The organism is Blastocatellia bacterium (assembly GCA_025054955.1).
Taxonomy (GTDB): domain Bacteria; phylum Acidobacteriota; class Blastocatellia; order HR10; family J050; genus JANWZE01.
In genome coordinates this window covers 1-15,523 of sequence record JANWZE010000001.1, presented here as the reverse complement: position 1 = coordinate 15,523, position 15,523 = coordinate 1, and the positions used below count along the sequence as shown (strand labels likewise).

Here is a 15,523-nt window from a genome sequence, read left to right as displayed (position 1 = left end):
AAGCGGCGACGGCGCTTTCCGTCCCAACACTCCGCACCAGGCCAAAGCGGCGTCGCGCCCTGCGGGCTTGCCGCCGCACTCCAAAACGCATGCTCCTCTGAAAAGCCCCGGGAGCGCACGCCTCTAGCGTGCCCGCCTGAGCCCGCTTGAAGCAGGCGCTCGCGGGTCTTCAATTTGCTGTCTTGCTTGAGTCGGCATATCCTGTGACTTGGTCTACTGCGGAAACCGTTGCAAGCGCACGCGCGTGACGGCTCGGACTGCGCTTCAGCTCAATTCAATAAGCAACGCAGCGGCGGCGACCAAATCCCACTTGATTAACGCTACAGTAGATTTCCAAACTCGTGTCAAAGTGCAAGGGACCAACTGCCGGCAGCATCGTTGCCTCGCCTGCGCGATCCAGTCGCACATGCGTGCCACCGACCACGCGTTCAACAGCCGGCAATTGCACTGGACGCTCATAGGTTCCACAACTGACAATGGCATCAGCTTCAGGAGCTGAGTAGAGCAGCGTTGGTGTTGCCCGTCCATCCGGGCCACCCAGTTCATAAGCAATGATTGTTGTCTTGATGCCGGCACGCTCCAGCGATTGAACCGTGAGCATGGCTTCGATAATTGAATTGCCGCCGCCTTCCCATGTCACCACCGCGCCCTGCGCATCGAGCATCTGCGCCAGCTTGGCCACTTGATGGGCGCTACGCTGCTTTTCATCAATGCCGTAGTAGTGACCGCGCGAGAGAATGACGCCACAGAAGTTCCATTCGCGGCCATGCCCATCATACAGCTCTTGCACAACCGGATTATTGCAGTGCAACCACGTCGGCGTTTTCATACTCTGTCCCACGTTGTTGCCGCTGACCAACGCGCCGTCCAGCAGCTCATTAGGATGGACAAGCGTTGGTATCAACTGGTCCAGATGTTGACCATAGTAAAACGTCCGCGAGAACGGTCCTTGCGATTGAATTTGATGGACGTAAACAACGCGCGGCAGTGATGCATCGCTCGGCGTCAGATCATAGGTGCGATACTGCGGTGCGGCTTGATCCACAGTAGTCCTGGCCAAACGGTCGGCTACCTTGAGCCCGGCCAATCGAATCGCATGATCGTATTCTTCATCGGAACAATCCGGCTGTAGCTCAAGCACGAGGACCAGATTGACCGTCTGAGAAAACGGGCTACAGTCGGCGCCGGGTCCGGTCATGTCCACAATCCCCTCACGCACGCGCAGCAGACCGCCAGTTTGACGCCAGGGCACTTCGGCTGTCTCCATCACGGCGAGTCCGGCCAACCGATGTGTTCTTCCCTGACCCACTGTATCCATCGGACCGATCAAGCCAGGAAACGCGCCACCGGGGCCGGCGACTTTCACGCGCGGTTCAATCGTATCAAGCACATGAATGATGCGCGTATTCTCACCTGGATGCACAACAGCCAACTCAGCGTGACGGAATGTCGCGTCTTCCATGACCAAGGCGATCAATTCGTCTTGGTTGATGCGCAGCTCGTCACCGACAAGCTCAGTGGCAGCGGCCGAACGCACCTTGCTGACGTGAAATGTCCCTACTTCCAATCGCATCAAACGAGCACTTGAGGATCACGAAACACGGTTGGTGTCTCCACCGGTGTCTGCAAGGCTTTCAACGCTGTCAACAAGATGCGCCGACGCAGTTGACGATCACGTTCAGGCGGCAACGCCGGATTTCCACAAGGATGAGGAATGGCGATGCCTTGCACAATGCGGGGCGCGCCGACATCGTGAGCCAACGCTGTTAACGCTGTAATGAAAGCAACCGGAATACCGGCCTCTTCAATTGCTTTGGCTATCGTTGCGCCGCAACGAGAACAGGTCGCTCAGTTGGATGTCAAAATCGCCGCGCTGACATTGGCCCGATGCAGCTCGTCGGCGATTTCTTCTCCCATGCGTTTCCCGGCTGAGATCGGCGTCCCCACGCCGACGGTGGCAAGCAACATCGGATGGAGCCGCCCAATCACACCCTCACGCTCTAATTCTCTCAATCCATCGAGCGGTACAACCAAATGAGGATTCTCCCGCACAAAGCGCGTGTCATATCCACCGTGCACCGGCTCCCACTGACCGGCCCGCAAAGCTTGCTCATCGGCAATCGGGTAAGACTGCCAGCGCGATTCATTCATGCTCTTAAACCCATCAGGATTGCCCGCAGGGACCAATCCCGATGTCGTGACAATGGCCAGCGAAGCCATAGACAGATCGTTCACCGGCGGAGCCGGCGTGATGCGATCAAAGGCTTCAACGGGCACTTCGCTTTGATATGGTTCGCCGAAAAGCTTGGCTCTCAACATCTGCACGGCGCGTTGAGCGGCTGTCCGTTCGTCCCACACCACCTGACGCACACCACGCGCGATGTATCCTTCACGGTGCGCCGGGCCAATCGTTTCCCCGCAAGCGAGTCGGTAAGCAAATTCGGCCAAACGTGGCAGCACGTCGCGCATTTGAGCGGCCGAATCACCTGTGGGCAAAATGTAAACGTCACGATGATAAAGCGAGACGGCTGGATTCTCCGGATACATTGCAGTGACTGCCGCGATCCCCTGTTCGACAGCGAGCTTGCACACCTGGCCGCAGGCCAAGCCATATCGCCCGGCATGAAACGCCGGCCCGGCAACAACGACATCAGGTTGATATTGCTTGAGCGCGGCGAGCGCCTCAGCGCGAACCGTCGCAATGTGATCTTGGAAGTAGTTATCGCCGCAGATGAGCGTTGCCACAATGCGCGCTCGTTCGCCCCACTGCCGCTGCAATCCAACGCCGGGGCCAACCGGCGCCTCACGAATCTGCCAGCCAACATCGGCCTTGTCTTCGCCGCCGATGCCGCCGAAAAACTGATTCAGGTAATGCACAACTCGAATCGGTCTGTTACTCACCAGCCGACCTCCCTACTGCACGCAGATATTCACGCCATCCACCAAACTCGGTGATCTCGCGCTGACCCGCAATAATCCATGGCTCAGCCAACACGCCGAATGTGGACGTTCCGTCGGCGAGGAGCACCTGCCCGATGGCGAGTCCGGGCGGCTCGCCGGCCAACACCGTGACCAGGCCAGCGGCATCGAGCGCCCAGACCTCAACCGTGATAGCGGCGCCCCGCTCCGGCGGTTGAACGCGGAGCATGCCAGGATACCGGTCATCAATTGACCAGAGGCGATAGTGCGGGGCCGTTTTCGTCTCACACACAAAGGTGGCGCCGACATCAAGCAAATTCTTATTGAGTTCAAACCCGCGCATCAGCGTGCCATTGACAGCCAGATGATAGGTCGCGCTCATGCCGTTAATACTCCACACAGGTCTGACAGCCGAAGCCCCAATTATCGGTGCCGCTCAGCACAGGCAGATGCCAATCCAGAGCAATTTCCCCAGCCGCCGGTATGCGTTCTTCGCCCGCTTCAGGATTTAAATTCACCGTATCTCCACCGATGACGCGAGCGACCGGCGGCAACACCTTTGGACGATCCAAACTGCCGACCGATATAATGGCGTCAGCCTCAGGCACGGTGAACATCAGCGGCGATTCAGCCCCTTCGCGTCCGCCATGTTCATACGTCATGAAGACCGACTTGATACCAGCTCGCTCCAACGCTTGAACTGTCAGCATGCCTTCAATGAAGGCATTGCCGGCGCCGACCCAAGTGATTAAGGCACCCGTCGCTCCGATCAATTGAGCCAGCTTGGCCGCTTGGTTGGCCGATAGCTGCTTTTCCTCGAACACCTCAAACCGCGTGCGATGCAGAATGACGCCGGCAAAATCCACCTCGGTCCCGTGCGCGGCGTAGAGCCGGCGGATGATTGGATGATTGACATGCTCCCACGAGGTCGGACGCACAGCATCCTTGCCGACAACGCCCGAAAGCAACGCTCCATCGAGGATTTCATTGGGATGGACCCACATCGGCATCCAATCGGTGATCGGCATCCCGTACCAGGTCACGTAGGGCGATGGGATGTTCAAGTGCGTGTACATCTGATGAATGTAGACCACCCGCGGCAGTGGTTGAGGAACGGGCGGCAATTCATAACGCTCCGTGTGCGACGGCGACTGAGTGCGCGTCAGCTCGGCCAGGTGGCGCGAGACCTTCAAGCCAGCTCGTTGCACAGCTTGTCCGTAATCGCCTTGCGAATAACCCGGCGCCAGTTCGAGCACCAGCACCAGATTGAGCGTCTGAGACAACGGGCTGAGAGCGCCCGGACCAGACATGTCCAGAATCGCTTCCGGCGCTGCGGCAATGCCGGTCTCAATCAGCCGCGGATATTCGCACGAAAGCAACACGGCCATGCCTCGAAGACAATGCGTCACGCCGTGACCAACCGTATCAACCGGTCCCATCACGCCGGGATAGCAAACGCCCGGACCAGCCACTTTCAGGCGCGGCTCAAAGGCGTCACACACATGAATGATGCGCACTGACTGGCCTGGCTCGGCTACGTCCACCTGCACATTGGCAATGCGCGGGTCTTCCAACACCAAGGCGCATATCTGCTCCCGGTCAACCACCAAGCAATCCGCCTCCAGTCGTGTTGGTTTGTCAAATAGGATTTTGCTTACGGGAAAGACATTCACATCGAGACGCATCGTCATGGTCCGACGCCTCCTGAGTTTTTGCTCTCCTGGACCTACAGGCGACTTCTTCCATCAAGACGCACCATCACGGTCCGACGCCTCCGGTTGACTCATCCTCAAGCTCGTGGTCAAACAATACTACGCGCTCGCAGAAAGCACGGGCCATCTGACTAGCGGCCTGTCGCTCCGGACTCTCGCCATAGCGATGCAAACTGGCGCGGTCAGCGAGCAGCACAAACACAGCCATATCGAATGAGTCCTCCAGCCGCAGCATGTCCTCATAGACCTCGATCCGTCGCACACCCGCGATCTGACTGGCTAATTGCTCAAACGTCGCTGCGAGCAACCGTCTCTGCTCACGCGTTGTCGTCGGCTTGAACTTGAAGAGAACAAGATGACGAATCATCCGCCCTAACCCAGCACCTGGCCATAGGAAAATTCCAATTGGTGACCGTCTGGATCAGCGATGATGCAAATGTAACCGACCACGTCATCCAGGTACACTGGGCCAAACTTCAGAATCCCAGCCGCGCGGGCTTGCTCAGCAATGCGATCAACGTCTTCGGGCGTCTCGACCGAAAACCCCATGTGACTGACCGGCGCAATCGGCAGTTGCGGCTGCGCGCCGGGAATCTGCGGAGGATTCCCTTCAATTAGCACTAACACATATTCCGTCTCTCGCCCCGGTGGACGATCACTGAGCCACGCTGTGCGCATCTTGGTGACTTCATCATACCGCTCATGGATTTTTCTGAGCGGCGTGTGTTTGGTGTAGAAATCAACGCTCGCATCCAAATTCCTAACGTGAAGCGCCAGATGCGTCCACTGCGCTTTTGCCTTCACTTCCATGCTCTTAATATCAATCTCCATTTGTGTGTCCTCCTTAACAAGTGATGCCTGTGATCAGAACGGCGAGTGTGTTGTTTCATGAGGGCGCAAAACGATCTTGCCAAACAGATTCCGTTCGCTCATCCGGCGCTGGGCTTCAGCAGCTTGTTCCAACCGATAGATGCTATCAATCACAGGATTAAATTTCCCTTGATTGAACAACGATAAGACGGTTTCAAACTCGGCATTGGTGAAGCCATCTGAGCCAATGATGTTAATTCCAAAATGATAACAATAGGGCAAGTTGATCGTGACGTTCACCCCTGTCGTCGCCCCGCAGTGCACAAGGCGCCCGCGCTCGCGCAAGCACAACACGCTCTTGTCCCATGTAGCCGGACCAATGTGTTCCAGCACCAGATCAACGCCTCGCCCCTGGGTTACTTCCTTGACAACGGCGACGAAATCATCACGCTGATAATTGATAGCGACATCCGCGCCCAGCTTATAGGCCTTTGCCACTTTCTCATCGGAGCCGGCTGTTGTCAGCACGCACGCTCCCGATAGTTTCGCAATCTGAATCGCCGCCATGCCCACACCGCTGCCCGCCGCATGGATGAGCACGGTCTCACCCACAGAGAGCCGGCCTCGATCAACCAGCGCGTGCCAGGCCGTGACATAAACAGTCGGCATGCACGCCGCCACCTCGAACGACATGTTGTCCGCCAACCGATAGACGTGCGTGGCCGGCGCCTTGGCAAATTCAGCAAAACCGCCATTGACGTTGCCACCAAATACCTTCAGCGCCATACAGTAATTGTTTTCCCCGTTGATACACCGGCGACAATGCTTGCAATTGATCGAAGGATTGATCACTACGCGATCACCTGGCTTCACATTGGTAACCTGTTGCCCAACGCGCTCAACCTCACCGGCAGCATCCATCCCGGCGATATGTGGCAAGCTGAAGCCGGGAAGCCAGGCCGGTCCCTTTCGTTGCAGATGATCAAGGTGATTGAGCGAAACGGCGCGGACGCGCACCAACACCTCATCATCATTGATTTCAGGCAGCGGGACATCTTCATACCGCAACACATCAACGTCGCCGAACTCATGATAGATGATCGCCTTCATTGTCGGTTCGTCTCCTGCGGTCTTTAGTTACACAACCGGCCACTTCATCTTCCGTGGTAATCCGGTTCGAGCAATGATGGCTTCTCCGGCCGCTTGCGCGCGCCGATAGATTTCCTCTTCATCTACCGTCGTCATTCGCCCCTGCTCGACAACGATCCGTCCGTCTACAAACACCGTGTCCACGCTCTGGCCGGTCGCCGAGTACACCAACGAATTGGCCACATTGTGCAATGGCACCCACTCCGGGCGACGCCGATCAAACAAAACAATGTCTGCCTTCTTGCCCGCTTCTAGTGAACCAATCTCATCGGCCATCAGCATCGCCTTGGCTCCATGTCGCGTGGCCATTTCAAACGCCACCTCTGCTGGAATCATCTTCGGGTCTCGCCGCGCATCCTTGAACAATCCGGCTGCCAAATACGCGGCCCGCAACATGTCCATGTAATTGGCGGCATTGTTGCCATCACAGCCCAGGCATACGTTCACGCCCGCCTCCAGCATTTCAGGAAACTTGCCAATCTGCGTCACGCCGTAGGCAACTTTGAGCGCCGTCGTTGGGCAATGCACCACGTTCACCTCATGCTCACGCGCAATTCGTAACTCGTCGTCGTTGACGTGCACCATGTGAACCAGTACGACATTGCGACCCAGGACACCCAGTTCAGCGATATGCTCCAGCGGCCGTCGGCCAGTGCGTTGCAAAAATCCTTCGGGGTCCATCGCCGCCGGCGACATGTGCATGTTCAAGCCAACCTGATAGGCGTCAGCATAGTGCTTGGCCGCCTTCATCAACTCATCTGAGCAGGTTGTATGCCCGATGATCATGCTCCAGGCCTGCACCCGACCCTCAGCCTGCGAACGAAATTGCACCAGTGTCTGCTCAAGATTGCGGATCGCTTGATCGGTCGTCTGCCGATAGACGCGCGGCTCCTGCGGCATGTCCCAAACCCACTTCCCTACGCGCGCGCGAATCCCAACTTCGACAAGCGCCTCGACCACCCGATCAACAAACCATACAGTCCCCGCCTCTAAAAAACACGTCGTCCCCGTCTTGAGCATCTCGATGCTGATGAGCAGCGCCGACAGGTACTCGTCTTCAGCTTCATGAACTGAATAGAGCGGACAGAGCCACTGAAACACGTTCTCCTCAAACGGCGTGTCATCGGGAACAAATCCCTTGGTCAACGGTTCGCCTGTGGCGTGCGCATGACAGTTGATCAGGCCTGGCGTGACCACCTTCGATGAGGCATCAATCACGCGCTTGGCTGCATATTTGGCAATCAGTTCAGCCGATTTCCCTACCTCGACAATGCGATCGGCGCGAATGGCAATCGCCCCATCGGTGATTACGCGACGCGTCGCGTCCATGGTCACCAACAAGCCATTGACAATCAAATAATCAACCGGTGAAACCTGTTGCTGCATACAAGAATCCCTCAACGAACGCTCAAATCATATCAACGATTCAAGCGACCCGCTCGCGCGCTGGCTTGAATGTCTGCACCAGCACCACTCCAAAACACGTCAGCAAAATTCCTATCAGCATCACCCTATTGATATATTCGCCTAACACCACATACGCCAACACCACCGATACAATCGTCACCAGCGAGTAGAGCGTATAGACCCTGGCCACCGACATCAACCGCAAAGCCATGAACATGCAGTAGACGCCGATGATGCCGGATAAAATCCCGCTGCCAGAGAGAATCAACAAGTCTCGCCCACTGGCCTCTGCAATCGCTTCCAGCCGCCCCATGAGCGCCAGCACGAGAATGGTCAGAAAAATAGAAGAACTGAATTGCAAAAAGATCGAAGTAGATTGATGGGCGCCTCGCAACTGACCATCGCGCCACAACACGCCGCCGATTCCCCACGTCATCGCGCTCACCAAGGCCAGCGGCACAGCATAGACCCATTGCTCCGAGACAGCCACGCCACGGCTCTGCCCATAGCTGAGCAACATGATCCCTATGGAGACAATCGCAATCCCCATCAACCCTTTTGGACTAAACCGCTCGCCCAAGTAAACCCACCCGGCAATCGCGCCCCATAATACGAGCGTTTGGGTGATCGGCGCTGTCAACGTGACCCCACCAAACCGAAGCGCATAATAATAAGAAAAGGCCCCAAACGTTTGCAGCACACCAGAAATTAGAAAAATCCCAATCGTCGTTCGACCCACAAACTTTTCAGAGGATGGATTCAATTGCGCTGCTGTCTGTTGAACGAAAATCAAAATGACCCCCATTAACAAGCTCGGCAATCGCCGAAACAACGGGCCAATCAACGGATCAACATGAGCAACAGCGACTCGGTCGAATAAGTAAGACGCGACATAACCCACAATACATCCAACCATCCACAGCTCGCCCGATCGGGTTAGACGGTGACGACCAACCAGCAAGGGGTGCGCTGCCATGTCAAAGCTCTCTGTGACCGTTAGTCGCCGGTTTGAGCCGGCTGACTCTACCTACACCAGCGCAAACACGCGCGCGGGCGCGCCTGTCGCTCCTTCAATGGGAATAGACGAAACGAATAGGATGAAATCAGTGGCTGGCAGCTTCTCCACGTGGGCCACATTCTCAAGGATCAGACCATCCGCCTCGTGCACGAGACGATGAACCGGCGAATCCTCAGCCAGCGTCCTGACCATGTTATCGGCGCTGAGCGTATCTACACCGAGCAGCGTGGCCCGGCGCTCTTGAACCAAAAAGCGGGCAGCTTCACCAGAGTAACCAGGAAAATGTAAGACACCTTCAGCATCTTTGTTCAAATAAGCCTCGGCATCGCGCCACCGTCGCCCCCAGCCGCTGTGCAGCAGGATGGCCGCGCCCAGCGGAATCGGCCCATGCCGATGTTCCCACCGCCGGATGTCATCAACCGTGAGCGAATAGTCGGGGTCCGTTGCCGCTTGATCACTCACATCAATGACGACACCCAGCAAGATCATCTCTTCAACCTTCAACGCTTCGGCTGACCGCCCTTCAGCGACAAAGTGTCGCGGCGCGTCCACGTGCGTGCCCGAATGCTCAGCCATCGTAAAGCAACCGCCCCAGACGCGCGGTCGAACCTCTTCGACAATGTGCTCAAACGGATGCTGCAACCGCCCAGGCCAGTAGGGCATGCCGACAGCGTAAGGATGAGTCAAATCCACCATCCGCGCCGACCGCAATTGCTCTAACAACGCTGCGCCACTCATACAGCCTCTCCCAACTCGCCACAGCAGATACTTCGTGTGTTCACAATTGCTCTAACAACGCTGCGCCACTCATACAGCCTTGGCTAAATAGCTTTTTGCTAGTTCCGCCACGTAGGTTCGTGCGGATTCCTGTTGGTACCACTCACACGGCTTCCGCTAAATAGCTTTTTGCTAAGCCTTCCAAAATTTCGACTCCGATGGGCAAGGCCGCTTCATCAAAATCAAACCGGGCGGAGTGATGCGGCTGATCCAGTTGCCTGGCTCGATTGCGTGAACCTACGAACAGATAACAGCCGGGGACATGCTTCAGAAAGACCGACATGTCCTCACCACAGGTCGTGCGCGCCTCGTTTGTGCCAACGACGTTACCTGTGCCAACAATCTGACTGGCCACCTGACTGGCCAACATCGCCATCGCTGCGTCATTGACCATCGGCTCACAGAACCGATCGTACCGCAGCTCATACTCAGCGCCAAATGCGTGACAAACGCCAGCCACAATCTGCTCAAGCTGGTGCGGCACGGATTCATAACTGATCCGGTCAAACACTCTCACCGTGCCGCTCATCAACGCCGTATCGGCAATCACATTGAAGGCCGTTCCGGCATGAATGGTCCCGATCGTCACCACCGCCGGCTCCAACGGATTCACAGAGCGGCTGACAATCGTTTGCAACGCAGTCACTACGTGACCCGCCACCACAATCGGATCAATCGTCTGATGCGGCATGGCGCCATGCCCGCCTCGCCCCGTGATCAAAAGCTCAAAACGATCCACCGACGCCATCATCGGGCCAGCGACCACACCAACTTGCCCAACATCAAGGTTGTTCCACAAGTGAACGCCAAACGCAGCTTGCACGGCTGGGTCATTCAACACACCATCATCCACCATCCGCTGCGCTCCACTGAGCAGTTCTTCGGCCGGCTGAAAGACAAACTTCACCGAGCCGTTCAGTGTTGACTTTTCTGCATTCAATCGTTGCGCCGCCATCAATGCCATCGCCATGTGTCCGTCATGTCCACAAGCATGCATCACACCAGGCCGCTCAGATTGATAATCACTGGGAACGGCTTCCTGAATGGGCAGCGCGTCCATGTCGGCTCGCAAGAGAACTACTCGTTCACTGTGTTTGCCGCGCAACAGGCCAACAACACCTGTTCCGCCAATTCCCGTCTGAACCTCGCAGCCGAGCTCACGCAGATAACTGGCAATGAACCGTCCCGTCGCCTCTTCTTGGAATCCCAACTCAGGTCGCCGATGAAGATGCCGACGGATCTGGATCAGCTCAATGATTTCCGACTCAGAAAGCGCCATCTGATGACGTTCCCTCTTGCGTCTGCGCGTCAGCAACAGGACGGACGGCTGCGGCAGCTCGCGGCCACAGCTTCAGCTCCGATACGATCACGCCAAGCACCGTCAACAAGCCACCTGCATAACCGCGCCAGCCGATCCAATCGCCAAGGGTCAAATACGAGATGATGGCAGCAAACACCGGCGACAAACTGAAGATGATCACCGTCCGCGTCGGCGTCACGTGTCGCTGCCCACGAGCCTGCAAAGAAAACAGCACCACCGTCGCCAACACCGCCGTGTACATCACCGACAAAGGAAATTGCCAGGTCAGAGGAATGCCGCGCGCTTCTTGAACTAACAATGCCGGCACGGTTGGCGAAAGCGCCAGAATTCCCTGAATGATCAATGCCGTTACCAGAAAAAAGAGGCCTGCCGCGACAATCTGCACAAGGTTGAGTTGATTCACATCATGCTGCCGAACATAGACGCCCATATACAGAATGTGCAACGAGGAAGCCACCGCCGCTCCCAAGCCCATCAGGTCACCGATATTGAATCGGCCACCACTTTCGGGGAACGCGAGTATCGCGAAGCCGGTCATGGCTAAAAGAACTCCCAGAACTTGCTCCACTGTGATACGGGCATTGATCAGCGCAACACTGAGCACCGGCGTGATGACAATGAACAGCCCGGTAATGAACCCCATCTTCGCTGGTGAGGTATAGACCAACCCCTGAAGTTGCAGGAAAAACTCAAGGTAGAGATAAAATCCAATCAACACACCGTGCCAGACAACTCGCTTGGTCAAGTCTCTGAGCACATGCCGAAACAACCAGGCAAACAAGAGACCGGCCAGCAAAAACCGTATGGTCAAATAGAGAAACGGCGAAGCCTGCCGCACCATCGCACCATCAACCGAGTAGGTGCCAGCCCAGATCAAGGCAACCAGCAGCAGCAAGACTTCTCCCTTTCGCTCAGGTCTCATGCTTATGTCCAAGTGAGCAAGTCAAAACGAGCATCTGCACAAGCTCATTACGCCACGCGCACAAGCTCTTGCAACGCACCAGGCGCCGGACAGAACCGGACACACATGGCATGATCTTCGCCCCCGCAGCCGGTGCAGCGCGCCTCATCCACCACGAAACTAATTCGTAAAGGGATCGGCTTAATATATACCGCCGTGTACGGACAGACTTCTCGGCAGATGCCGCAATCAATACATTTCTCCTCGACGATTCGGAAAAAGACGTTCTGCTTGACCATGCTCACCTCACCGCTTCCGGCTGCGACGCCGATGCCAACGCTCGACAATCTGCAGTTGATCGGCTTCCTGCTTCTGTAGGTAGTCGTAGAGCGCCATGCCAAATTGCTGCGTGTATTTCAATACCATCTGACACGCCCACCGGGTCATCGCCTGAATCTCTGACGTATCAGCATACTTCATGACGACGTACCGACCAATGTTGGCATGGCACGTCTCTTCAAGGACCTGAGCGCCAAACGAGTCGGCGACGATTCGATTTCGGACCACCTCGCCCGCCTTGGCAAACCACGAGACAAAGGGCGCCTCCGACGCCAGATGATTCGCTGCCGCACGAACCGGGATCGGATACCGGCTCATGCCTTGTAGGAAATTGAGCAAGGCCATCCCTTCCGGTATAAGCTGGCACCACGGGTGAGAATGTAATTCCCAACGACTGTCTAAATAACCAAGCCGGAGGATGGCGTCTTCATAGAGGCGCGCATGTTTGAACTCTTCCCAGATCTGACGCACCTCCATGTACTCCACTTCCTGGTATTCTCCGTTCGGCCCAAGCGTGTATCCCAACAACCAATTGGCGTGTAACGCCCCGACCGCTCGCTCAAATGCCCAAAACTGTCCAAGCACTTTGAAATACTGTTCATCAGTGCAGGATTCGCTGGCCATCAAATGCAACGCCGGGTCCTTCAGCAGAGCCTGGGCTGTCGGCTCAATGTAGTCCCGCTCCACTTCTTCGAGGAATTTGATCCCCGGCATTGTTTTGCCCGTTTCGTACTTCGACGTTTCGTCGGTCAATGTGAATCGCTTGTAGGTGGAAAACTTACCCATAGGTTTCTCTCCTTGATCCTGAGGGGTGAACTCAGAACGCCCTATGATAGGACATTATTCGGGAATCCGCACGACGACATCGCCAAACACTTTGGCTTGACATCCCAATCGAAGTGTCGGACTCACATGCAGCAACTCCAACATGTCAAACTCATACTCACCGATTTCTGAAAGATTTTCCCAACCGGCTTCGACAAACACACGACATGTTGTGCAAATCGCTCGACCACCACAACACTCAGAAAGATTGACCTGGTGGTCGCGAGCAATTTGCAAGATCGTCATGCCCGCCTCAGCCGAACAAACTTTTCCACTGGGCAGAAACGTCACGCTCGGCATCCAGTCCTCCCATCGCGAGCGCCTACCAGCTCTTTTCTTCCTCGGGCGCAAAAAAGCTGTATGCCTTCGGATGAACAGTGCCACAATCCTGGCACAGTCGCAGTCGTTCGTCGCTGTTGAACTCTTCAACGGCAGCACGCTCAGCTTTCCAATAACCATCTACACCCAATCGTCCTGTGTTAACCTCACGCCCAAACAACCGCCGATAGCATGTCGGGCAATACCAAACAAATTGATCGTAACGTTCATCGTAAAGTGATTCGACGATGACGAAGGCAATTTTGTCATCTGTCCTCGTCACGGGAATGTATATCTCCTCGGTCGTATTGATGTGCCACCATCCATAATCACCAGTCAAATGGTGAGGAAGCTCAGCAGGCAAAAACCCAATGCGCTCGCCAGGACGAATAATATCCATGACAAACGGGGTGTTGTTCTTCAAGCCGTACATGATATTGGGGCGTCCAGTCGGTTCTAGCAGTCGCAAACCGAGCATGTGGTGCTTGCCCCACGGCATAAACCCGCTGAATTTCCGTAGATGCCGTTCATCAAAAAGGTTCACATCAACAAAATCAAGGAGAGCTGAAGCGTAAGAAGCTAATGGGTCTGGCACGATTGAAGTCCTCCTTTGAGAATGTGGCACAGGCGTTCCCTCCTGTGCTCTGTTTTCGTTCTTCGTGGCGTGCTGTTGCACATGACCGATTCCCGTGAAGATCATTTCCTCACGGAGACACTAAGAACACAGAGGCCGGCCAACCGAGCCTCTCCGTGTCTCCGTGTGAGTCCTTTTTATTGTGTGTGGCGTGCAATAGCACATGGGCGATTCCTTAAAAGAAAACCAACAGAGATAGATGGGTATTCAAGCCCTCTTGGGGTCGTCCTGTCAATCCTGTATCCCCTATGGAGGTCCCACAGGGTATCCGTATACTCAAAGCCAAAGGCCAGTGGTCAAACTACGCACCCTCCAAACAAGCTGCCGCCGCCTCGGAATACGGCGGCATTGGTTAAGGCCTTTGCCTGGGTGGAGGCTAACGCTCGCCCATTACAACAAGAAACCTGTTCTTTCCTAAACCACTATCTACACGGGGTCTTCGAGTCAGTTGACCAGTTTTCAGCTTTGCAGATTTCACGCCTCAGGTTTGAAACTTCAGATACGTCAACTGGCAGCTCCACACGCAATGGCATTGAGTCAACAACAAGAGCACGGGGATGACGCAAGCCGCACAGATCATTGCAGATCAAAAATAGGCGAACATTCACCCCGCCGGCTTTATCCGCGTCCCACTGAGACTGTCGGTCAAAGCTTAAATCAGTGACTTTGCCCACATGCCCTCCTACCTAGGACCGCTCTAGACCCACAAGACAACCACCCATGACAACCGTTAGACCTCCTATCCAACGATGAGCCATACACCCCGAGTCCAAACATCTTCTCGGTTGCGGTATTCTGTATACAATAAACAATCCTGCTCGTCAAGAAGAGAGTTCACCACAGTCGCTTCAAGCTCCAATAGTCTGGAAAAAGGCTATGTTTGAGAGGCAAAATGGATAGCAGGAGCAAACCATCCCAAGTGCCAGTCAACGATGTTCTCTGCGCGTATGGTGTCAGAACCCAACACGACCGGGAAGGGGTCGCCAACACGTGTCAACCGATCTTCCACCCGTGGGAACCTGTCATCTGTGGGAGCGATTTTCCTGAGCAGCTTCGCCCACGGATGAAAAGTGCCAACGGATGTCCGATACGTCAGGAACCAAACTTCCAAATGCCGAGTGCAGACCGCAGATTACCGCTCGGTCAGCTCAAGTTCCGCCAAGCTGTTTGGCTGCGTGAACGTGGTCTTTCTCTACGCAATTGGTATTATCCCTTCGCCAATCTTATTGAATGATTACCAGGCTGGCGATGAGGCGACAACTATACAACCGACAAAAACACGTGATAGCATGTAAGCCCGTCCAAAAAACTTGACACATCGGGAGGATCACTGTGAACACATTCATCAATAGGATTTTGCCTTCTCAACGTTGCGCCCGCCGCAGACGCATCG

At 55.5% G+C, this 15,523-nt stretch carries 16 protein-coding genes; all 16 read right to left on the bottom strand.

Annotation, left to right across the window (positions count from 1 at the left end):
- Window positions 1-274 precede the first annotated feature (274 nt).
- The 16 genes from NZ823_00080 to NZ823_00005 all read right to left on the bottom strand — a co-directional run bounded on the left by NZ823_00080 (window position 275) and on the right by NZ823_00005 (window position 14,091).
- Complete coding sequence (locus NZ823_00080) at window positions 275-1,573, bottom strand: glycine/sarcosine/betaine reductase component B subunit (protein ID MCS6803527.1); 1,299 nt, start codon at window positions 1,571-1,573, stop codon at window positions 275-277.
- On the bottom strand, window positions 1,573-2,877 hold the full coding sequence (locus NZ823_00075) for a glycine/betaine/sarcosine/D-proline family reductase selenoprotein B (protein ID MCS6803526.1): 1,305 nt from the start codon (window positions 2,875-2,877) through the stop codon (window positions 1,573-1,575). Before NZ823_00075 ends, NZ823_00080 begins: the two co-directional genes overlap by 1 nt.
- A gap of 16 nt (window positions 2,878-2,893) precedes the next feature.
- Window positions 2,894-3,301 carry a gamma-glutamylcyclotransferase gene (locus tag NZ823_00070; protein MCS6803525.1) on the bottom strand — a complete coding sequence of 136 codons (408 nt, stop codon included), beginning with the start codon at window positions 3,299-3,301 and terminating at the stop codon, window positions 2,894-2,896.
- Window positions 3,302-3,305: 4 nt separating this feature from the next.
- On the bottom strand, window positions 3,306-4,610 hold the full coding sequence (locus NZ823_00065; protein ID MCS6803524.1) for a glycine/sarcosine/betaine reductase component B subunit: 1,305 nt from the start codon (window positions 4,608-4,610) through the stop codon (window positions 3,306-3,308).
- Between the two features lie 67 nt (window positions 4,611-4,677).
- On the bottom strand, window positions 4,678-4,998 hold the full coding sequence (locus NZ823_00060; protein ID MCS6803523.1) for a Dabb family protein: 321 nt from the start codon (window positions 4,996-4,998) through the stop codon (window positions 4,678-4,680).
- A 5-nt stretch (window positions 4,999-5,003) separates the two neighbouring features.
- Complete coding sequence (locus NZ823_00055) at window positions 5,004-5,462, bottom strand: VOC family protein (protein ID MCS6803522.1); 459 nt, start codon at window positions 5,460-5,462, stop codon at window positions 5,004-5,006.
- Window positions 5,463-5,495: 33 nt separating this feature from the next.
- Complete coding sequence (locus NZ823_00050; protein MCS6803521.1) at window positions 5,496-6,551, bottom strand: zinc-binding dehydrogenase; 1,056 nt, start codon at window positions 6,549-6,551, stop codon at window positions 5,496-5,498.
- A gap of 27 nt (window positions 6,552-6,578) precedes the next feature.
- Window positions 6,579-7,976 carry an amidohydrolase gene (locus tag NZ823_00045; protein MCS6803520.1) on the bottom strand — a complete coding sequence of 466 codons (1,398 nt, stop codon included), beginning with the start codon at window positions 7,974-7,976 and terminating at the stop codon, window positions 6,579-6,581.
- 40 nt (window positions 7,977-8,016) lie between these two features.
- Entirely contained in the window at window positions 8,017-8,973 is a 957-nt protein-coding gene (locus NZ823_00040; GenBank protein ID MCS6803519.1) for a DMT family transporter, read from the bottom strand.
- A gap of 51 nt (window positions 8,974-9,024) precedes the next feature.
- Complete coding sequence (locus NZ823_00035) at window positions 9,025-9,753, bottom strand: cyclase family protein (GenBank protein MCS6803518.1); 729 nt, start codon at window positions 9,751-9,753, stop codon at window positions 9,025-9,027.
- Between the two features lie 142 nt (window positions 9,754-9,895).
- Window positions 9,896-11,071 carry an amidohydrolase gene (locus NZ823_00030; protein ID MCS6803517.1) on the bottom strand — a complete coding sequence of 392 codons (1,176 nt, stop codon included), beginning with the start codon at window positions 11,069-11,071 and terminating at the stop codon, window positions 9,896-9,898.
- Complete coding sequence (locus NZ823_00025; GenBank protein MCS6803516.1) at window positions 11,058-12,035, bottom strand: DMT family transporter; 978 nt, start codon at window positions 12,033-12,035, stop codon at window positions 11,058-11,060. Before NZ823_00025 ends, NZ823_00030 begins: the two co-directional genes overlap by 14 nt.
- A gap of 47 nt (window positions 12,036-12,082) precedes the next feature.
- The gene (locus NZ823_00020) at window positions 12,083-12,313 is read right to left on the bottom strand and encodes a 4Fe-4S binding protein (protein ID MCS6803515.1); all 231 of its coding nucleotides are present in this window, start codon (window positions 12,311-12,313) and stop codon (window positions 12,083-12,085) included.
- Between the two features lie 7 nt (window positions 12,314-12,320).
- Window positions 12,321-13,139 carry a hypothetical protein gene (locus NZ823_00015; protein ID MCS6803514.1) on the bottom strand — a complete coding sequence of 273 codons (819 nt, stop codon included), beginning with the start codon at window positions 13,137-13,139 and terminating at the stop codon, window positions 12,321-12,323.
- Window positions 13,140-13,193: 54 nt separating this feature from the next.
- Window positions 13,194-13,478 carry a 2Fe-2S iron-sulfur cluster-binding protein gene (locus NZ823_00010; GenBank protein ID MCS6803513.1) on the bottom strand — a complete coding sequence of 95 codons (285 nt, stop codon included), beginning with the start codon at window positions 13,476-13,478 and terminating at the stop codon, window positions 13,194-13,196.
- Window positions 13,479-13,500: 22 nt separating this feature from the next.
- The gene (locus tag NZ823_00005; protein ID MCS6803512.1) at window positions 13,501-14,091 is read right to left on the bottom strand and encodes a hypothetical protein; all 591 of its coding nucleotides are present in this window, start codon (window positions 14,089-14,091) and stop codon (window positions 13,501-13,503) included.
- Window positions 14,092-15,523 lie beyond the last annotated feature (1,432 nt).